Source organism: Liquorilactobacillus sp., from assembly GCF_047719775.1.
Taxonomy (GTDB): Bacteria; Bacillota; Bacilli; order Lactobacillales; family Lactobacillaceae; genus Liquorilactobacillus.
In genome coordinates, this window is the sequence record NZ_JBDNTS010000008.1 from 20,274 (window position 1) to 40,602 (window position 20,329).

The window sequence follows — 20,329 nt, forward strand, 5'->3', positions numbered from 1 at the left end:
AAAAAAATATTTATTTGTGACTAAAATGTTAAAACAGGGCTGTAAAACTCTTATTAAGTATCTATTTACTCCATAATAAATTTGATTTATTAAAAGTTAATCAACCTAATCACTGTATATATAGCAATTAATTGATAAATGATTAACTAATAATAAGTTTGCAAAAATATCTGTGTTTTTTATATTTATTGTTGACAAACAACATTTAGAGTTCTAAACTGAGTTTTATTGATAGACAGCGGAGATGTTTATCATAATTTGAAAGCGCTTCAAGTTAAGATGTTGATTTCAAAGATTTCCATTTAAGGAGGTTTAAAATGAATAATAATGCTCAACCACATGCTGGTAAGCGATTAGATAGATTACCAACATCTAGATTTCATTGGCAAATATTCGCTATGGTTGCTTTTGGACTATTGGTGAATTGGAGTAATGCAATTGGTGGAATAATGTTAGCCCAGTTGGCTGAAATTGGTTGGACGAACAATACATTAACTGCAATTTTCTCGTCACTGACCACTGCTGGGATGTTCTTTGGGGCCTTGCTTGGCGGAATTGTCGGTGACAAATTTGGCCGTCGTAATAGTTATCTACTTTTCATTGCACTGCATATTTGTTCAATGCTAGTGGGGGCCGTATCACCGAACATGACCTTTTTAATTATCACTCGCATAGTTATGGGGTTTGCACTTGGTGCATTATTAACTGTACTGTTTGCTTGCTACACAGAATATGTCCCATCTCGCATGCGTGGTACTTGGTCTTCACGGGCCTCTTTCATCGGAAACTGGTCTTATCCAATTTGTTCATTAATCGCCATGTTTATTACACCACTCGTTACACCAAATATGAATTGGCGAATCCAACTTGTAATCCCTGCCATATTATCTACCGTTGTATGTTTGGTAGTTTGGCGCAAATTTCCAGAATCACCTCGTTGGTTGGAGGCAAAGGGTCGTTATGCGGAAGCAAATGTAATCTTAGATAAAATCGAAAAGAATGTTGAAAGTTCAACTGGAAAAAAATTAGAAAAAATCGCTGATGACACTCTTGCCGAAGCAAAACCAAAAGTCATCCAGATTCCTTACAGTGATTTATTCAGGGGTGAACTTTTCAAGCGAGTTATCTTGGGTTCACTTATTTTGGTTTCGATGAATGTCGTTCAATATACCTTAATCAACTGGTTACCAACAATTTTCTTGAGTCAGGGAATCAATTTAAAAAATTCAGTGCTGCTAAACACTATGAGTATGTTTGGTGCCCCCATTGGAATTTTCATTGCCGTATTGATCATTGATCGAATTCCGCGAAAAATAATGGGAAGCGGCTTACTGATCATCATTGCTATACTTGGCTATCTTTACTCCCTCCAGAAGAGCATGACGATGATTTCTGTACTAGGTTTCTTTCTCATTATCTTTGTATATATGTATGTTTGTTATGCCTCTGCTGTCTATGTTCCAGAAATTTGGCCAACTGCTGCAAAACTAAGAGGTTCAGGTTTAGCCAATTCAGTTGGCCGGATTAGTGGTATTTTAGCTCCATATGCCGTGGCCTATCTGTTAACTACCACGGGTGTGACTGGTGTGTTTATCTTTTTGGGTGCCATATCATTAATCACTGCAGTTATTATCATGGCTTTAGGTATTGAAACTCGGAATGAATCCGTTGAAGATATTGGTAAAGCCGATATGGACGGCAAAGTTACTACCAAATAAGTAGTGTTTGAGAATCTGATTAACTGGTGAAGTGAAAGAAAGTTTCAATTAATTATTCTGGTAATAAATTTTAAAAATATTTTATAAGGAGATCATAATTATGTTAGCAAATATCGATTATTGGGAAAAGAAAGCACAAAAAGGTGGATTCGCCATTCCTCATTTTAATGTTTGGAACGTTGAAATGCTCGAAGGTGTTATGGAGGCAGCTGAAGAAAAGAACGCTCCAATTATTATCTCTTTCGGTACCGGTTTCATTGATAACACAATTTTTGAAGAATACGCCAGCATGATGGTTTCGATGGCTAAACATGCTCATGTTCATGTGATTACTCACTGGGATCATGGTCGGAGCATGGATATTGTTAAGAATGGATACAATTATGGAATGAACTCAGTTATGCGTGATGCATCTGCATTACCATTCGAAGAAAATGTTAGTGAAACTAAAGAAGTCGTCGATTACTTCCATCCACTTGGTGTTCCTGTTGAAGCAGAATTAGGACATGTTGGTCGTGAAAAAGTTTACGAGGATGCTTTAGCACAGTATCACTACACTGAAGCAGACAAAGCTGCTGAATTTGTTGAACGAACAGGTTGTGACTCATTAGCAGTTGCGATTGGTAATGTTCACGGTGTATATTCTGCAAAGCCAAAAATTGCCTTTGATGTCTTGAAGTCAGTCCGCAATGCTGTTGAGGTTCCATTAGTATTACATGGTGCTTCCGGTATTCCTGATGATGATGTTAAAAAAGCCGTTTCTTTAGGAATCTGCAAAGTTAACATCCACACTGAACTAGGTTTGGCAGCCAGCGATTCAATTCGTGAGCACGAAACCTTGCCATACTTAGAATTACAAAAATATGTTCGTGAAGCTGTTAAACAACGTGCAATGGAAAAAATTGTATTAATGGGTGATCAGGATAAAGAAGAAGATTAATCGCTTCTAAAACTTGAATCAATGTGAGTGTGACATAAGTCGGAGAAGTTTGACTTATGAAACACGTTTATCCGTAATAAATTAGGGGAGCTGGGTCACAATTTAACTTTTGACTCAACCCCGCTTTTTTTATAAAACTGTTCAAAATGCACTATCCGATGAGATAAAGCAAGCGTATTGGCTGCTTTTTAATGGTATAATAAACTGGTATTTATTAGTTCACAATTAGTAACTATATCAACAATTGTTAGGGGGTGAAGTTATGACCAGTAAAAATCGACATCCAATAATCAAACAGATGCTGTTGAATGATAAAAAAGTTGTTATATCAGATTTGAGCGCACGTTTTGGGGTAACAGAAGAGACTATTAGGCGTGACTTAGACAAATTCGAGGCAGAGGGCTTCATTACTCGCACATATGGTGGAGCTGTGCTTAACAGCGTTCAAACCGTTTCAAACATTCCATTTTTTAAGCGGGCTTCTGAGAAAGTGGAAGAGAAAAAGCAGATTGCAATTACTGCTGCAAAAATTTTGAGGGATAAACACACAATTTTTGCCGATTCTAGTTCGACAGTAATGGAAACGGTTAAATTGTTAAAAGAACGGAACGATTTGATAATTGTAAGTAATTCAGCTGAAATGAGTCGCGAACTTTTCATTTCAAAAGTTAATGTTGTTTCAACCGGTGGTATGCTAAATAAGCAATCTCTTAGTTATGAAGGTGAGCTTGCAGAGAGTTCAGTTCGTCGTTATAACACTGAAGCTGCTGTCATAAGCTGTAAGGGGATTGATATGTTAACAGGAATTACTGATACCAATGAGACTCAAGCGCGTTTAAAGCGATTAATGATTGATCAAGCTGATCTAGTTATTTTACTAGCAGATCTATCAAAATTTGATAAAAAAGCTTTTGTGAAGCTTGGTGACTTTAATGTAGTTACAGATATCATTACTGATCAGAAGCCCTCACCAATTTGGCTTGATTTCTTTACTAAATTGGGTATTAGCGTGCATTATCCACAAGTAACAATATCATAAACTACAATTAAAGCAGGCATTAAACATACTTCATATCATCGGCAATATTCATCAAAAATATTCGTTTTCAAAAACGAGGAGATGTGGATTATGCAAACTATTGAAAGTACCAAGTTCATTGCTAATATTGACGAGATTGGAGTTCGATTAGTTCATCTAATTGATCGAGCAAGCGGTTACGATTATGTGTGGGATAATGCTCTCCATAAGTCAGATAAACCAGTTACTTTCCCCGGTATCTTATTCCCAGCTATTGGACGCTCTAATCAGGACAGTTATGTTTATCGCGGAAAGACGTATTCTATGCCACAACACGGCTTTGCATCAGATTTCGTCTTTACAATCGTTGCTAAGTCGCATGACAAGGTAATCATGACTCTTTCTGCTGATGAAAAAACTAAAAAAATGTATCCATTTACTTTTGAATTAACCGTCTTAGCAACAATAGATGACAATGGTTTGCATTGGAAATTCGAAGTGAAAAACTGTGGAAAAGAAGTAATGCCCTTTTCACTTGGTAATCATCCTGGATTCAATGTCCCAATTAACCATCAGGGTGAGTTTACTGACTATACCTTGTCATTTGATCCTGCACCAGCAAAATTATCATATTACAAAATTATTAAGAAACCATATCCGTTTCGCCGTGGTGACCTCGCTACTGTTCCTAACTACAGTCAAGGAAAGCTACATTTGAATTACGCAATGTTTGCTGAGGGGCTGGTCATTATTGAAAATAAGGGAATTGATTCAGTCACTTTAGCTTCTTCTCAAACTCAGCGAAAGATTCAATTAAATATTAAAGATTTCCGCTATCTATGTTTATGGACTAAGGAAAATACTAAGCATTCCTTGCTCTGCCTGGAACCATTTGAGGGTTTACCTGATATCTATGGCAATCCTGTTGATTGGTCACACAAAGAAGCTAATAATTTCTTAGCCCCTGAAAAAACTGAGGTATTTCGCTTTGATGTATTGGCGTCTTCTCTGAATAGTTTTAGCAAATAGCTTTTTTAAGAACATGAGTTTATAACTAATCCTCTTCAATGGTTGCTTTGATAAACGCAATTTTAAGTTCTTTATCAAGCATTACTGACGAAATAAATTATTATAAAAGACGGTTCTGTAATATTTGGTGCTAATAGAGCAAATTTTCTCAATTCAATATAAAGAAGCTGGTGCAATCTCCAACATTCTGACAATTTGTCATTTTGTTAGGTTGAATTAACCAGCTTCTTTTCTTCTTAATAATTATAAATATACATTACAAAAATTAAACAAAGAATTTTAATCTCAGTTATTTGTTTAACGAAGTAGCATGCTATTCATGGTCTTTACTTCGTGTCTTTAAGTTTACCTTACAATTACATTTTCTTAAATTTGCTGTACTTTAACGGCATCTTTCTGTGCTTTAATAGAACCTCATTCTAATGTTGAACTAAAGAACCATTCTAAAACATCACCTTCATTACTAATTTCACTTTATAGTCCCAAAAACAAAGTGAGATTATGGAAAATTCTTCCTAAAATTTGCACAGTAAAAATATTCTTAAAATCAAAAAAGACTGGATCAAAATTTAATTTTTGACCCAAGTCTCTGTGACTTACGTCGGCACTAAAGTACCGAGCTTCTAGGAACAAGCATAACTTATCTCATACATTTCAGTATTCGACAGCAGTTTACTCTATTTTACTAAGGTTTAGCCCAAACCATTGTGTTGCTTTATATTTTAGTTCTAGCTCTTAATTCCAATCTAGTAAGTATATTCTAGCTTGGTTTTCGCTATTCATACTTTATTTAATTATATACCATCTAATTAATTTTAGCAATAAATTACTAAGTTTTCTTAGACTTAAAACTATAAATGTTGCTATTAATTAGTTACTTTAAATAAAAGCCTTGCCGAACAGAGCTGTCAAAGCTCATATTTTTGATTTAGATTATTCAAATACTGCCTATTATTTATTAATAGCAGACAATAACTGTTCTACCTTAAACTCCGAAACCACTTCGTGACTGCCTTTTGGCTGCATGGGCCAGTAAGAAAAATCTGCTTGATTACCTTGAGCTGTTTGATCAGAAATTAATTCTGTACAGGAAGCATGAACTTGTTTAATACCCGTCTCATTCATTATTTGAAGAACATTAGCTGGATTAATTCCACTCCCAGCTAAAATTTCTATTTGCTGCCCAAATACAGTTTGCATCTGTTGTAAATATCGCCGACCCTCAAAAGCGGTAGTATGGAGACCACTTGTTAATAAGCGATCTATCTTTAAATCAACCAATTTATAAATATTCTGCATTGCTGCAGTTGAGCAATCAAATGCTCGGTGAAAAACCGCTTCCCTATTATATGAATGAACCAGCTCAACTATTTTTCTAGTCTTTTCTAAGTCAATTTTTGCATTCTTAGTTAAAAATCCAAAAGATAAACCATCTGCACCATTTTCCAGCAACATTCTTGCTGAATTTTGAATTTCTTGGAATTCTACTTCACTATAACAAAAACCAGAACCCCGCGGTCGAACCATGCAAATAACTTTTAAATTCGTATTTTGTTTAATTAAACGTAGAGAACTTAAAGTTGGTGTTAAACCACCTAAGAAAAGAGCACTATTTAATTCAATTCGTTCAGCTCCTGCAGCAGAAGCATTTAGTGCGTCTTCATATCCTCCACAACAAACTTCTAAGATATTTATTTTCTCCTCACCCCTTCAAGCAATCATTCGCTTGCATACCACGTGTCGCAAAATACTCTTGCAACCACTTGGATGACGCTGGTTCGATTTTTGTGTGCCCATCAGATTCATTTGCCACGTATACTACCGGTTTAGGATTAGCTGCAGTTGCGATAACAAATGAAAAATCTTTAATATTTGTTGCACAACCCCAACCACCCTTTTTATTCATGGCCACTACCGAAATATCACCTGCTACTAACTGCCGCTCTCTCAATTGCTTATCTAATTGAAAGACTGCTTGGTCACAAGCAATCTGAGGACTCTTTCCTTCTTTCATCAACCGAACTATTTCATAGGACAAGCATCCCTTCATAATGTCTTCACCCAAACCCGTGGCACTAGCACCACCAACTTGACTATCCACATAAAATCCAGAGCCAGGAATCGGTGAATCTCCCACTCGTCCAGCCTTCTTCATAAAAAGACCGCTTGTCGATGTGGCAGAAGACATCGAACCCATAGCATCAAGGCAAACCATTCCAACTGTATCATGACCAGCATATGGTTTAATCTCCTCTGCTTCTTGCTTAATTCTCTTTTCATAAAAAGCTTTAGCCCTTTTAGTCAGCATATTTTTTCTTTGAAATCCATTAATGCTGGCATATTTTTCTGCACCAGTTCCAACAAGAAAATTATTAACTTTTCTTTGAGATAGGCTTTTAGCAATCAACACAGGGTTGGCAAAATCCTTGACTGCCCCAATTGCCCCAATTGACAAAGTATCCCCATCCATGTATGACGCATCTAATTCGACCTCTTGTTCTTCATTCGGTAATCCACCATACCCAACTGATTTATAAAAAGGAAAATCCTCAATTTGCTTAACAGCCGATACCACCATATCAGCAGCTGTTTCATTAAAACTTAATTTTTGACTAACATTTTTAATACTATCTAACGACATGCTCCATGTAGCTATAATTCCCCACATATTAAATTCCTCTCGTTACTGTACATCACTTTTTTGTTCTTTAATTTGCCTTATCAAAGGAACAATTCCCCCTATCAAGTTAGCGTCATTATAGAAATGAGCACTGACTATTTCTGGAATCGTAATTGTTCGTTCAGATAATAATGTTACTTTATGCCATTTTTCAAACGAAACTCGTAATTGTTTGATTAAAATTGGTTGACTGCTAATTCCCCCACCAATCACGAATTTGTTCAAGTCAAGAATACTTTGAATGTTATACATTAGGAGTGCTGCTTGATCACAAAAGTCAACAAATGTCTTCCAAGCATATTCTTCACCAGCCATAATTGCAGCAAAGACACGTCTACCATCTTTTACGTTAGGCAAGCTCAGATGCGTTCCAATATCTTCAATCATCCCAACAGCTGATAAGAACGCTGCGGTTTGGTTAACACCTGTCTTGCTCTTATCAATAACCATAAAACTAGGTTCACTTGCAGCAAAGTGATTTCCTCTAATTAATTGACCATTCAAAAAGATTGAGGATCCAATTCCAGTTCCTAAAACAATCATTGCTGCATTATTTTCATCAGCAATACTCCCCTGCCATTTTTCAGCTAAAGCAGCACAATTACTATCATTTTCAATGGTAACTGGCATTCCATACTTTGTTTGCAGCTCGTTAAAGAACTCACTTTTTTCTAAAAAGGACAAACGAGCTGATGAAAGAAGCTTCTTAGCCAAGGGATCAACAACCCCCGGTAAACTAAATCCAATGCCTTGAATATCTTGTCCATGCAAATCAATAATTTTATATAGAGATTTTAAAAATTGGATCTCATCTTGTGTATTAATTGCATTGGTCCCCTTGATAATAATCTGACCAAACTCATTAACCAATGCATATTTAAGGTTTGTTCCCCCAATGTCTATTGATAGAAAATTCAACTTGTGGTCCTCCAATGGCTAATTATTTAAGATATACTCCCTTATAATTATGAGCAGGTCCAGCTGTATTTACAATCAAATCTTTAATTTTATTACTTTGCAAAAAGGAATTCGATCTTTGATACAGTGGAATCATTACCTGATCATTCATCAATATTTTTTCTGCTTTAACCATATTGTCCCAGCGAACTACCTCATTATTTGATGGATTGTTATTAATGTCATCAATTAGTTTATTATAACTTGAATTATCATATCCGCCAGCATTACCTGAATTTCCAGCCTGATAAAGATTTAAAAATGTGATTGGATCTGAAAAGTCAGCTCCCCAACCGGATATAACAATATCAAAGTTACCTTTTTCTGAGCGAGAAATTCTCACTGCCTTAGGGATGCTCTGAACATCTACCGATAATCCTGGAAGGAGACTCTCCCATTTGCTTTGAATAAATGCAGCCGTTTGTTTTGAAGAATCATCATCATCACTCAAAAGTCCAACTTTCAGCTTAGAAACTCCAAGTTGTTTCAGCCCTTTTTCCCAATATTTTTTAGCAAGCGTCTTGTTATAGGATACACCACTCTTAACATATGCTTGACTAGCAAAATCCGCACCTGTTTTTGGATTCTTAGATAAATCAGCTGTTACGAATCCCTTAGCGGATAATGAACCGTCAGCCAAAACTTTTTTAGTGAGCTGATTACGATCTAAAACCAATGAAAGGGCTTTACGAATATTAACATTGTTGAATGCAGCTTTCAGATCACTGTCTGTTGGATTTTTAAGATTAAACTGCAGATAGATAGATGTTGCAGATTTATTTAAAACATAATTCTTGGATTTCTTTTTATTCGCAACTTGATTACCCAATAATTGAGTTTGATCCAATTTCCCTGTTTGAAACAAGTTTAAACCGGTTGATGGTGACTTAACTACTTGGAAGTTGATAGCTGTAAGATGAACCGCTTTTTTATCCCAATAGTTGCTATTTTTTTCTAATTTCCATTTTTCATTTGTTCCCTTCCAATTTTTCAAAATAAAAGGTCCATTCGAAATGGTTTTGGTTGAGTTGGTCCCATACTTAGAACCATATTTTTCAACTGATTGCTGATTTTGTGGATAAAATACAGGCATCGCCATCAATAATTTGAAATAAGAAATCCGATGTTCCAAAGTTACTTGAACTTTATATTTACCTAATGCTTGAATCCCTAACGTCTTATAGTTTTGCTTACCATTCATAATTGCATCGGCATTTTTGATTCCCGAATAAAGATAAGCATACTCTGAAGCTGTTTTAGGATTAACCGTTCTTTGCCAACCATAAACAAAATCTTTTGCAGTAACTGCCTTTCCATTACTCCATTTAGCATTCTTTCGCAATGTAAAGGTGTACACTAAACCATCTTTCGAAGTAGAAATTTTAGTTGCTAATTCCTTCTCAATTTTGCTGTCTTTACCTAATTGCAAAAAACCTTCACCTGTATTTTCTAGCATTTGCATGCTAGTTGTATCAGATGCATGTGCTGGATCCATTGTTGTAAGATCACTGCTTACAGCTAAATTCAAGACATGCTTGGTTTGCGTGCTCTTGTTACCACAAGCTGCTAGTAGTCCTGTACATACTACCAAAGTTCCTAATAAAGCCCCAAAACGTTTCTTCGTTATCATAAAAACTAGCCCCCAATAATATTAATTGTAATTTAATCTACTTTTAATATATTAAATTATAATTAGAATAAAAGCAACTTAAATTTATAATTTTCCCATTTTTTAATAAAAATCTTTGTCTTCTCGCTCAGCTAATGCTCTCAATGTTAAATACTCCATGGTAATTATCTTCTTCCAATCCGATATTTTTAACCATTCATTCTCCTTGTGCGCTATCCCACGCTGACCCGGAAAAGACGGACCAAAAGCGACAATATTTGATAAAAAGCGTGCGTACGTAATCCCTGTCGTAGTCACAGGCGAGCCATCTTGCCCAGTAACATCTTCATAAACCTGCTGCATTATTTTAATCATCAGCATATTTGGTGAATGATAAAGTGGTGCAACTTCACGTACAATAGTCAACTGGCTTTCACTTGGCATCTGCTTTTTTAATCTATCCAATAACTTCTGCTTGGTTAACTCAATGGGATATCGAATCGAAAAACAAATTTTGCTTTGATGTTTACTAAAAAGCATCCCATAAACACTACATTGTAATTTTCCAGAAGATTTACCAGTGAAACTAATATTTATTTTCTTCCCAGATGTGTCTGCAGTTGCTCGGTATAACCAATTCATTACTTCACCCAATTGTCCTGATAAAGATTGCTGTTCTACTGCCAACTTCAATAAAGCATTTTCTCCCAAGTCTGGTGCATTACTAGGCGATTTTTTCCCAAAATAATCCTTAATTTCTCCAGATGAAAATTTAATTTTAGCTTTATCTGGAATGTAGCTCGCTGAAAAATCGCCACTAACTTCTGACAAATTTACGTCACTGTTATCACTGATGTCAGTCGTTAGTGACAAACCAAGCATGCCTCTTTCTGCATAGACAACTGGATATTTACCATCTGGAGTAAAGCCCGCAATAGGAGGGTTTTCGCTTAAATTATAAGTTTTCATATCCCTACTGCCCGATTCTTCATCCGTTCCAAAAATAACTCTAATACTCTGTTTGGGCTTGAATCCTTCTTCTTTCAATAACGCTAAAGCAAATAATGCCCCCATGATTGGCCCTTTGTTATCCAATACTCCTCGCCCATACATGTAATCATCCTTTATTGCCAAATCAAAAGGATCTGTCTTCCATCCTTGTGCTGGAGCTGCTACTACATCTAAATGTCCTAAAGCTGCAACATAATCAACACTTTCTCCAGTTAATTCTGCCCACCCAACTTGATCGTTTAACTGTTTCGTTTTAAGCCCTAATTGTTCTGCAATTATTAAAACTTGCTGCAAAACCTTGCGCGGTTGTTTACCAAACGGTGCCTGAGCAAGTGGTTCCCCTTTAACACTGGGAATTTTAATAACCTTCTTCAACAATGTCTGATAATAAACCATGTTTTTATCAATTTTGTTCCTTAAGTCCTCTAACTTCATTTTTTGCACCCCTATCAAAGATTTTATTAGACAATTTTAATATTAACATATATTTTACTGCAAAAATGATTGTTTTCTAATAAAAGCATCTATTCGCTAATTCTCACTCTTAAAGGTTCAATATTATTGGTGTATTAAAAAAGCAATTTCATCATTTCCGGTTGAAGGGAATTAATAAGATTGCTTATGACAATATTCTCGAAAATTATAATTGAAAATCACTTACGATTTAGAACAAACACATAGTTTGAGTGAAATCCTTTCCATCTAATTACTAAAAATAAAGAGATACTCTGATCAAGAAACTTCACTGCTTTAATTATTAAATTAAGAATTATTTAGTTCACAATTAATTTATTCTATACACCTTAACTAGATCAAAATATTTTTTAAAATTATTAGCATTAATTTTACCGGTTTCTGGTTCCAGCGCATTTAAAATGCCCAGTGCCATAGAAGTTTTAATAATATCACTTGGACTTTTTCCTAATGTTATCCCTATTGCTAATCCTGCTAAAGAAGCATCTCCAGATCCAACAGGATTAATTGCTTTTACTTTAGGAATTTCCGCACGATATAAAACGTCGCGACACTTTACAATTGCTCCATTGCTTCCCAATGAAGTTGAAACCCAGGTTAGTCTAGAGAAGATCTTTGCTTTTAATGCCTTAATAACTTTCTCAGTATCATGGTCTGTAACTTCTTGATGAATCAGTATTCCTAATTCTGCAGCATTTGGCTTTATCAATAATGGCAATTGCTTCCCATTAATTGCATCAACTAATGATTGACCCGATGTGTCTAATATTACATCCACATGTTTCTTAGCAGCAGCCTTTATTAATTCAGCATAAAAATTAGCTTTAGTACCTTTTGGTAAGCTTCCAGAAATTGTTACTAAATTAACTTTTCCTAGTAAATAATTAAAATTTTCCAGAAATATTTTTTGCTCTTCTTCAGTAATTATTGGTCCTTTTTCTAATATTTCTGTCTGTAGATTTCCATCATGTAATAATGCGATTGAATTACGTGTTTCTCCTGCAGTATTTGTAAACTGACTTTCAATTTTTTCTTCTGCTAATTTATCGGAAATATATTCTCCAAAACGTCCACCCAATATTCCAGTAGCCATTACAGGCTGATTCATTTGACCTATTACTCGTGTTACATTTAGCCCCTTGCCTCCAGCTGTTTTATGAACTGCAATGGCTCGATTGACTTTGTTTAGCTGTAAGCTTGATAAATCATAGGCCATATCAATTGATGGATTCATTGTTACTGTCAAAATCATTCAATTCATCCCCTTTAATAATTAAATTTGTTTCAATTTAATTAGTTCTCCTGAAACTCCCACAATAACTCCTTTTGCAATTTTATCTTTTCTAATGGCATGTGCTGCTTGAAACTTATTTTTCTTAACAATCCATGTATTCTCTGAGCAGAAATTATTTGGTAAAGCTTGATTAGTTCCTTGTAATACCATTACAACCGCCTTAAATCCTTCTTGATGAACCTTTATGGGACTATAGTGCAGTGTATCACCATACATTTCAATTACTGTTCCTGCTGGAATGAAGAATAAAGTTGCATCTTTCGCCGCATTAAAGAACCCATTTATGATTTGATTTCTCTTTCCTAAAACCATTACGACATCCGTTAGCATAATATTGATTTCACTTCCTTGATGATACTCAACTGCTGAAAAGCTTTGAGTTTGTCCGGTACATTCTCCAGCCGTGAAATTCATTCCTGCGTAGATATCATATCCAATTTTCTCAATCGTTTCCATATTCTCTAAATAATTATTTGATGGATTATAAAAATTTCCATTTTTTGCACAACATATTTTTTTCCCAAAAAATTTTTTTATATCCGTTAAATCATATTCTTGTAATAAATTTCCATAATCATTAAACCCATTTTGATCAATTTTTTTAATTTGATATTCAGGATTTCTTTGTTGCAATTTTAGTAACATTTGTTTCTCTTGCATCTAATTACCTCACTTTACTATTTCAAAGAAATTTCATACTTCATCGTTTTCGTTTTTCCAGGAGCTAATTTATAACCTGCTTCTTTTTTATTCCAGTCAACAGGAATTACCGATAACGTCTGGTAATCCATTAAATGGTTCAATACACATAAATGCTAAATTTTCCGTTTCCTTCGTCCACAAACAGATATTCGCAAAATCTTCTAAATTAATTATCACAAAATGGTCAGAATACACTGAAAATAATTTCACTTTTTTGACATTAGAATTTGAAATAATTCGTAGTCCTTTTTCAAATAATTTATAACTTAATTTGATTTTTTTATTTTCAGAGAAAAATTCGGCCTTCCCGGTTCTATATGGTACAGGATTTTTTATAATTTCATAACTTTCCAGTGGTAATTGAAAATCACCATCAAATTCTAAAAAATAATCATCGAATTTTCCTTTCCCATCTAATGGAACGTTAAACGCTGGATGCGATCCCAGCGAAAAGGGCATCTGTATAGTAGTATTATTTTTCACAGAAAACGAGATAGATAACCCACTAGATAAAAGAACAAAAGTTATCATTAGATTGAAAGCAAACGGATATAATTTGTAAGTTTCCGTATTTTCACTAACCGCAAAAGTTACTGTATTTTTTGTATGAGTTATAATTTTAAATTCTTGATTTGCTATAAAACCATGTTGAGGCATTTTATATTCTTTATTATTAAGTAAATATTTGTCTTGATTTGAACGACCAATTGCGGGAAATAACACTGGCGCATGTTTATTCCAACTCTCATTATTCCAAATATAATCAAAATCCTCTTGTTTTTCATACAGATGGATAAGCTGGGCTCCCACGGAATCAATTATCGCTTGAAAATTTTGATTTTCAATTGTGACAATCATATATTTCATCTCCTAAACTGGTATTAATTATTTCCAACAAATTTTTAATGCAAAAAAAGTAAGAGAAGCCCCCGATAAAATACACGTTTGCTTCTCTTACTGGGCAACGGCAACTACTTAAGCTTTTCAAACACTGAATTAGCAGTTTCCTGCAACACTTTATTTAACTCCTCAATATTTTTACGTCCCACAGTATCTAACCAGCGCTTTCCAGATTCATTACCTTCTTTGGCAAAAGGATCAACTGCACCTCTCCAAGTAGCTCGACCACAAAGAACCCCATTAAAAGTTGAACCTGATTGAGCCGCAAAATTCAATGTATCTCGAAATAATTGTGCACTAACCCCTGCACTCAGAAAAATAAACGGTATATTATTTGTTAGTTCCGCCTGTTTTTTGAAAAATAAAGCTGCCTCTCTTTTAGAATAAACACTTTTATTGTTTTCATTAAATCCTTCCACAAATGTCATATCAACTGGAACTTCCACCTTTAAAACATCTACTTGATACCGTTCTTGGGAAAATTCCTTAATCATTTCATTAACTTTATGTGGCTTGATTTTTGCATACGCTTGACTCTTTGTATTCAAAATTTTGGTATCATAAGACATTAATTCTAAGAAGAAAGGCAAATTTACAGAAGCACTCTCTGCCCCAATACGTTCAACAAATGCTTGTTTTTGACGATTTATCTCATTATCTTCATCGACATCATAGTAGAGCATAAACTTAACTGCATCTGCCCCAGCCTCTTTTAATTTCAAAGCAGACCAATCCGCTAATAAATCGGGCATTCTACCAGGAGCAGTTATATCATACCCCGTTTTTTCATAGGCAATTAACAATCCTGCATTTTCAGCACGTTTTTCTGCTGCTGGTAATCCATACTCTGGATCTAACAAAATTGCAGAAGCATATGGGGTTAATTCACTCGAAATCAATTCCTTAAATTCTACAATATCCGTTTCATTACTTGTTTCTCCTGCAGCTGAAGCCAACATTTTTTTCAATGAACCACGCTGATCAATAGCTAACGCTGAAATGATACCGTTTTCATTTGTAATATGTTCTAACCTCATTTTCTTTTCTCCACTACTATTAATTAAAGTATTCAACTAGTATCCCCCCTCAGTCATGATAATATCCTTCAGACCATAAATTCATTTCATGATCAAAAAAATGTGGATTATCATGTTGATCCGTATTGTCTTGTTCAACCTGATTGATTTTTTCTACCAGCTTTCTATTCTCTGCTGTTGCTTGATATTCAGTCTTTATAAATGCTGCCACAATATCTTCTGCCAAATGCTCCCCTACAACCGCTCCACCAAAGGAAATCACATTTGCATTTAATTTCTCTTTTGCGTACTTTGCAGATGCTACATCACCTACTAATGCAGCCCGAATGCCAATATTTTTATCGGCCGCAGTAGAAATTCCAACACCTGTGCCGCAAAGAACTACCCCGAGATCAGCTCTGCCATCCCGAACTAAATCAGCTACTTTTAACCCATAAATTGGATAATGTGTTCTCGTATTATCATAAGTACCAACATCAATTATTTGGTGTCCACTTGCTTTTAAGAAATCCGAAATTTGCATTTTAACATCTGTAACAATGTGATCGTTTCCAAGTGCAATAATCATAGTTCTATCCCTCCTAAATAAACTACAAATTTTTTAATACATTTTTTCTAGCATATCAAGCCTAATTTGGTGTCTACCACCTGCATAATCAACACTTAAATATGCAGTAACAATTTGTTCAGCAAGCCTTTCACCAACAATCCCTGCCCCAATTGCAATTGCCTTTGCTCCATTATGCTGCGTTGTCATATGTGCGGTATTTTCTTCACTAACATTTGCAGTCACCATACCATGAACTTTATTACTTGCCATTGCTGACCCTAGTCCATATTCATCAAACATCACACCACGATCAGCTTTTTTATCCAAAATAATATGTGCAAGTTCCACAGATGAATCAATAAAATCATTTGCTGGTTTTTCTGATAAATCTAAAATCTCATAATCTTTTTGTCTCAAAAAAGTTTTAATATGTTCTTTTAAAGTAAAGCCATCTTTGTCTGCTGCTAATGCAATTTTCATTTGCTAAATCCTCCCATGTCTATAATTAATCAGTAACAACTATTGTCGTAAACTGTTGATAATGTTTAAGCTTTTCCTTGCCGATTTCTTTGTTTGTGATTAAACAGTCAATATCGTATAAATCATAAAATTTATAAAAATCATCTTTATTAAGCTTATGGTAATCAGCCACAATTATTTTCTGCTGTGCATTATTTAAAGCAATTCTTTGAGAATCACCTTCTTCCAAATTTGCGGTCATTATGCTATCACTGTGAATCCCATTTACTCCGATGAATGCATAATCAAATTTAAACTGCGATAGCATTGTGTTAGTCAAACCACCAATAAACGCTCCTGAACGTTCCCGATAAGCCCCTCCAATTAATATCAAGTCAACTTGTTCATTATCTTTCAATGTTTCAAAAATGGGCAAACTGTTCGTCACGATTCTTAAATCCTGTACACCTTCAATATACTTGCACATTAACTCTAGCGTCGTTCCTGGTCCAACATAAATAGTATCTTTATTCTTCATTAAAGTTGCTGCTTTTTGTGCAATCGCAATTTTTTCCTGAATATGAATTTCTTTTTTTTCATTATGCGAAAGTTCAGTTGAAGCATCACTTTGGATACTCTGTGCTCCGCCATGGATTCTAATAAGTTTGCCACTCTTAGTCAACTCATCCAAATCTCTTCTGATTGTCATATCTGATACTTTTAAATTTTCAATTAAATCAGTAACTGTTACAATCCCCCTTTGATTGACAGTTTCTAAAATAGTTAACAATCTTTCTTTTTTTAACAATTACTTGCATCCCTTTCATTTTTACGCATTTTATGTTTGTTTTTGTTTATTGTAGCACATAAAATCACCTAAATAAGGGTAATGCATTTCTAATAATGTTTATTCCTGTTTTAACTTGAACTTTAATCTAGCTTTATTCACTTAAAATTTATGTTTTATTCCAACTGCTTTATAGCAACAATACAAAGTTACTAGGGTAACAATAGTTTTCATAACCGTATTTGGAAAAATAGCAGCTACTGTATTTATTGATATAACAATCCCTGACCACCTCAATACTCGGTTTAATTCTTTGGAATACTCCACTGCAATCACCCCTCTAACTAATTATTCTCCTTGGATATTGCTGCATATTCTGTATTACGTTTCTTCATTTGGCCCGCATACCACCAAAAGATTAATCCATAAGCTATTAATGCCAAGACTGCGTACAACAAAAATGTTATCTCGCCAGTTGATGCTTTTCCTACTAAATAAGCAAGATACTGTTCAATTGGTCCCTCTTTAGTTGCCTCCGCAATTTGATGCCCTGCAGCACCCGATGGAAACGCTCCCACTTGTTTAGCAACTTGTGTTATAAACGGTGAAGATAAGGTTCCCGCCCAAAGAAAAATTGGCATTTCTATTGCACCAATAACAATCATTCTAATAATTTTCCCACGAGTGACAACTAATAACGCTGGAGTAACCCCCATTGCAATAATTGATCCTAAAGGCATGATGTGATTACCTGGGAGAACCAATGCTTCAATTAACAAAATTGGAGCCAAAAAGTTGGCTGCTGCCCAAACCTCAGCACGACCAGCAACGAAGGGCCAGTCAAGCCCAATATTGAAACGACGGCCTTTTAATCTTTTAGTAGCAAAAGTAGAAATGCCTTGTGATAACGGCTCTACAGCTGCAATAAACCAAGAACCAATTTGACTAAACAACTCTAAACAGACCCCACCTGTGAAAGCTAATGTAAAGATTTCTTTTGGATCTTGTCGTCCAATTAATCCAACAAAGACACCTAGATAACAGCCAATTGCAAAATGACTTCCCCAAAAACCAATTCGTTTATTCAACTCCGCTGAATCAAAATCATATTTATCGAGCCAAGGAAATAATTTATCAAATATTTTGTCAAAAACCATTATTATTGGATTCATCATGTAATTCAAATGAGTAGTGGTCATAGGATTATCATCTGGTGCGTCTAATAAATCATTAAAAGTTGGTTTCATTAAATCTGAATTTATAATTTTTAAAACCCCAACATAGATAATCAAAATTGTCGCAACAAATAAATTTGCTCCAAAGTACATTGCCATTAATGCTGTAAATGATAAATGCCAAATATCAAAAATATCAACATCCAAAGTATTGGTTTTTTTCAAAAATAACATAACAACATTGACTATAATCATTATTAATAAGAAGAATAGAGTATACGCTGAACCCCAAGTAATTGTCGCAAGTGGAGCCCACCCAACGTCAATTATTTTTAGCGAAATACCTGTTGACTTAACAAATGCATCCAGAGGCACCTGATATGCGGTAGTTAAAATATTTATAATGTCACTGATAGCTGTCAAAGCAATTGCGAGCTTTATCCCGCCTTCAAGAGCTCGTGTCCATTTAACTCCAAACGCTAACGCAATTATTGTTAATACGATTAACATAATTGGAGCAGCACCTAGATTTATAATTGGTTTAAAAATTGTGTTGGACACTTGAATTATTGTGTGTAACATTATTCCACCTTCCTTTTTCAGTAAATTTCAAATCAAAATTCATTTAAGGCCTTTCTCTTTAATAATTGCTTCAATCTTATCGTAAACCGGCTGGGCCATTGTCGGAATTCTGTACAAAATTGGTCCCGCGTCAATTACAGGTATTTCAAGTGTAAATCCCAAATCAGTTTTAGCTATTGGCGTGAAAATATCATAATGTGTAACCATATCCTCTGTGATGTCTTTTACCATAACTGCATCAGCTTTCACATTATATCCACGATTCTTAAATTCAGTTTCAATTGCATCTTTAATTTGATGGCTTGAGTTAACTCCAGCTCCACAAGCTGCTAAAATTTTAATCATAATATTCCCTCCTCGTATTATTAGATTTACCCTTTCAGTCAAATCTTTTATACATTGCTGAGTTTTCAACTTTCTGTCTAAAAATTTAAAAAGTATAGTTTTATTCAGATATCCTCCTAACTAATCGAATAAAGGTAATACATAAATATGCCCTTTGAATTTTAGTTTGTCTCAAAAAGACAAGCACTAGCGCCTAACTGAAATTATTATTTAAAAAATTAAAAATTACTATATCTTCATCTGCTTTAAAAAATGCTTTGAGCGAATTCTTTGATGTTGTTGTTAAAAAATCCATGATTTGAGCCAAAATATTGGATTGTCCTTCTGGATCATTATTTAAAATCATAAACAAAAAACTTACTTCTATCTTTTTTTGCGGTTCAATCATATTGTAAAAAGTTATTGGGTTTTTACATTTAATTGGAATCACTTGACACACATTCACGAATTTTCCCTCAGTGTGCGGAATTGCAACGTTTGGTAAATCAGGATCTACTACAGACAAATCAATACCAGTAGGAAAATTTTTTTCCCGTAATAACAAATTTTCCAAAAATTCTGGTTTTACCAACCCTTCAGCACTTAATTTGCTAAAAACCTCTTTAAAAACATCCTCCTTATTCTTTTGATCTGAAACAAAAGTATCTTTTACTACAAAAAGTTCTTTCTTTTCTAGTAAAGACAATTTCTCACCTTCTTTTTATGTTTGTTTTTGAACTACTTTTGTTTGTTTTTGTTTACAAGGTAATAATAAGCGCTTTCAAAAAAGATGTCAAGCACATTTTCTATCTTTAAGCTTGTACACAATCGATAATTTTAATTTATATATTGAATTATCAATCCAGATGCAACATATCATCAAACTATGTCTGCCAAATAATTTGGAGATTTTGTATTCAATTTTTGAATATACACTTCAATCTTATTAATCCGCTTCTTTTGTTTGAATTAAGTATTCATGTTTTTAGTAAACTCCAGTGATTTTCAGAAGCTTCTTTATTATTTTTCTATGCATTACTTCCATCTTCTTCGTTTGGTATCGTATTAATTGGTGTGTTATTC

At 34.5% G+C, this 20,329-nt stretch carries 19 protein-coding genes; 4 read left to right on the forward strand and 15 right to left on the reverse strand.

The window, feature by feature from the left end; genetic code table 11:
• Positions 1-317 precede the first annotated feature (317 nt).
• The 4 genes from ABF682_RS05865 to ABF682_RS05880 all read left to right on the forward strand — a co-directional run bounded on the left by ABF682_RS05865 (position 318) and on the right by ABF682_RS05880 (position 4,705).
• Positions 318-1,718 carry an MFS transporter gene (locus ABF682_RS05865; RefSeq protein WP_415619251.1) on the forward strand — a complete coding sequence of 467 codons (1,401 nt, stop codon included), beginning with the start codon at positions 318-320 and terminating at the stop codon, positions 1,716-1,718.
• A 100-nt stretch (positions 1,719-1,818) separates the two neighbouring features.
• Positions 1,819-2,658, forward strand: coding sequence for a class II fructose-bisphosphate aldolase (locus ABF682_RS05870; protein ID WP_289979089.1), 840 nt, complete (start codon positions 1,819-1,821; stop codon positions 2,656-2,658).
• A gap of 262 nt (positions 2,659-2,920) precedes the next feature.
• A complete protein-coding gene (locus ABF682_RS05875) occupies positions 2,921-3,697 on the forward strand; it encodes a DeoR/GlpR family DNA-binding transcription regulator (RefSeq protein ID WP_415619252.1) in 777 nt (258 codons plus the stop codon).
• 90 nt (positions 3,698-3,787) lie between these two features.
• Entirely contained in the window at positions 3,788-4,705 is a 918-nt protein-coding gene (locus ABF682_RS05880) for an aldose 1-epimerase family protein (RefSeq protein WP_415619253.1), read from the forward strand.
• 951 nt (positions 4,706-5,656) lie between these two features.
• Here ABF682_RS05880 and ABF682_RS05885 read toward each other — a convergent pair.
• The 15 genes from ABF682_RS05885 to ABF682_RS05955 form a co-directional block, all read right to left on the reverse strand.
• Positions 5,657-6,400, reverse strand: a complete 744-nt coding sequence (locus ABF682_RS05885; protein ID WP_415619293.1) for a copper homeostasis protein CutC — start codon at positions 6,398-6,400, stop codon at positions 5,657-5,659.
• 7 nt (positions 6,401-6,407) lie between these two features.
• The gene (locus ABF682_RS05890; protein ID WP_415619254.1) at positions 6,408-7,373 is read right to left on the reverse strand and encodes a N(4)-(beta-N-acetylglucosaminyl)-L-asparaginase; all 966 of its coding nucleotides are present in this window, start codon (positions 7,371-7,373) and stop codon (positions 6,408-6,410) included.
• A gap of 15 nt (positions 7,374-7,388) precedes the next feature.
• Complete coding sequence (locus ABF682_RS05895; protein WP_289979095.1) at positions 7,389-8,303, reverse strand: ROK family protein; 915 nt, start codon at positions 8,301-8,303, stop codon at positions 7,389-7,391.
• A 22-nt stretch (positions 8,304-8,325) separates the two neighbouring features.
• Positions 8,326-9,972 carry a peptide ABC transporter substrate-binding protein gene (locus tag ABF682_RS05900; protein WP_289979097.1) on the reverse strand — a complete coding sequence of 549 codons (1,647 nt, stop codon included), beginning with the start codon at positions 9,970-9,972 and terminating at the stop codon, positions 8,326-8,328.
• 102 nt (positions 9,973-10,074) lie between these two features.
• On the reverse strand, positions 10,075-11,397 hold the full coding sequence (locus tag ABF682_RS05905) for a Sapep family Mn(2+)-dependent dipeptidase (protein ID WP_289979098.1): 1,323 nt from the start codon (positions 11,395-11,397) through the stop codon (positions 10,075-10,077).
• 349 nt (positions 11,398-11,746) lie between these two features.
• The gene (locus ABF682_RS05910; protein WP_289979099.1) at positions 11,747-12,688 is read right to left on the reverse strand and encodes a hexose kinase; all 942 of its coding nucleotides are present in this window, start codon (positions 12,686-12,688) and stop codon (positions 11,747-11,749) included.
• Positions 12,689-12,709: 21 nt separating this feature from the next.
• The gene (locus ABF682_RS05915; protein ID WP_289979101.1) at positions 12,710-13,390 is read right to left on the reverse strand and encodes a DUF4867 family protein; all 681 of its coding nucleotides are present in this window, start codon (positions 13,388-13,390) and stop codon (positions 12,710-12,712) included.
• A 96-nt stretch (positions 13,391-13,486) separates the two neighbouring features.
• Positions 13,487-14,290: an aldose 1-epimerase family protein gene (locus ABF682_RS05920; protein ID WP_415619255.1), complete on the reverse strand. Its 804-nt coding sequence runs from the start codon at positions 14,288-14,290 to the stop codon at positions 13,487-13,489.
• A gap of 113 nt (positions 14,291-14,403) precedes the next feature.
• Positions 14,404-15,405, reverse strand: a complete 1,002-nt coding sequence (gene lacD / locus ABF682_RS05925; protein ID WP_289979106.1) for a tagatose-bisphosphate aldolase — start codon at positions 15,403-15,405, stop codon at positions 14,404-14,406.
• A gap of 13 nt (positions 15,406-15,418) precedes the next feature.
• Complete coding sequence (lacB, locus tag ABF682_RS05930; RefSeq protein WP_289979108.1) at positions 15,419-15,937, reverse strand: galactose-6-phosphate isomerase subunit LacB; 519 nt, start codon at positions 15,935-15,937, stop codon at positions 15,419-15,421.
• Between the two features lie 33 nt (positions 15,938-15,970).
• The gene (gene lacA, locus ABF682_RS05935; RefSeq protein WP_289979109.1) at positions 15,971-16,399 is read right to left on the reverse strand and encodes a galactose-6-phosphate isomerase subunit LacA; all 429 of its coding nucleotides are present in this window, start codon (positions 16,397-16,399) and stop codon (positions 15,971-15,973) included.
• Positions 16,400-16,424: 25 nt separating this feature from the next.
• Positions 16,425-17,186: a DeoR/GlpR family DNA-binding transcription regulator gene (locus ABF682_RS05940; RefSeq protein WP_289979110.1), complete on the reverse strand. Its 762-nt coding sequence runs from the start codon at positions 17,184-17,186 to the stop codon at positions 16,425-16,427.
• A 323-nt stretch (positions 17,187-17,509) separates the two neighbouring features.
• Entirely contained in the window at positions 17,510-18,922 is a 1,413-nt protein-coding gene (locus ABF682_RS05945) for a PTS galactitol transporter subunit IIC (RefSeq protein ID WP_289979111.1), read from the reverse strand.
• A 39-nt stretch (positions 18,923-18,961) separates the two neighbouring features.
• Entirely contained in the window at positions 18,962-19,267 is a 306-nt protein-coding gene (locus ABF682_RS05950) for a PTS sugar transporter subunit IIB (RefSeq protein ID WP_415619256.1), read from the reverse strand.
• A gap of 193 nt (positions 19,268-19,460) precedes the next feature.
• Positions 19,461-19,952, reverse strand: a complete 492-nt coding sequence (locus ABF682_RS05955; protein ID WP_289979115.1) for a PTS sugar transporter subunit IIA — start codon at positions 19,950-19,952, stop codon at positions 19,461-19,463.
• Between the last annotated feature and the right edge of the window lie 377 nt (positions 19,953-20,329).

Bases quoted from the DNA above. Each gene is read 5' to 3' on its own strand.
- ABF682_RS05865 (WP_415619251.1), top strand. From the start codon at position 318: ATGAATAATAATGCTCAACCACATGCTGGTAAGCGATTAGATAGATTA.
- ABF682_RS05880 (WP_415619253.1), top strand. From the start codon at position 3,788: ATGCAAACTATTGAAAGTACCAAGTTCATTGCTAATATTGACGAGATT.
- ABF682_RS05920 (WP_415619255.1), bottom strand. From the start codon at position 14,290: ATGATTGTCACAATTGAAAATCAAAATTTTCAAGCGATAATTGATTCC.
- ABF682_RS05900 (WP_289979097.1), bottom strand. From the start codon at position 9,972: ATGATAACGAAGAAACGTTTTGGGGCTTTATTAGGAACTTTGGTAGTA.
- ABF682_RS05905 (WP_289979098.1), bottom strand. From the start codon at position 11,397: ATGAAGTTAGAGGACTTAAGGAACAAAATTGATAAAAACATGGTTTAT.
- ABF682_RS05890 (WP_415619254.1), bottom strand. From the start codon at position 7,373: ATGTGGGGAATTATAGCTACATGGAGCATGTCGTTAGATAGTATTAAA.
- ABF682_RS05910 (WP_289979099.1), bottom strand. From the start codon at position 12,688: ATGATTTTGACAGTAACAATGAATCCATCAATTGATATGGCCTATGAT.
- ABF682_RS05945 (WP_289979111.1), bottom strand. From the start codon at position 18,922: ATGTTACACACAATAATTCAAGTGTCCAACACAATTTTTAAACCAATT.
- lacB (WP_289979108.1), bottom strand. From the start codon at position 15,937: ATGATTATTGCACTTGGAAACGATCACATTGTTACAGATGTTAAAATG.
- lacA (WP_289979109.1), bottom strand. From the start codon at position 16,399: ATGAAAATTGCATTAGCAGCAGACAAAGATGGCTTTACTTTAAAAGAA.
- ABF682_RS05875 (WP_415619252.1), top strand. From the start codon at position 2,921: ATGACCAGTAAAAATCGACATCCAATAATCAAACAGATGCTGTTGAAT.
- ABF682_RS05915 (WP_289979101.1), bottom strand. From the start codon at position 13,390: ATGCAAGAGAAACAAATGTTACTAAAATTGCAACAAAGAAATCCTGAA.
- ABF682_RS05950 (WP_415619256.1), bottom strand. From the start codon at position 19,267: ATGATTAAAATTTTAGCAGCTTGTGGAGCTGGAGTTAACTCAAGCCAT.
- ABF682_RS05870 (WP_289979089.1), top strand. From the start codon at position 1,819: ATGTTAGCAAATATCGATTATTGGGAAAAGAAAGCACAAAAAGGTGGA.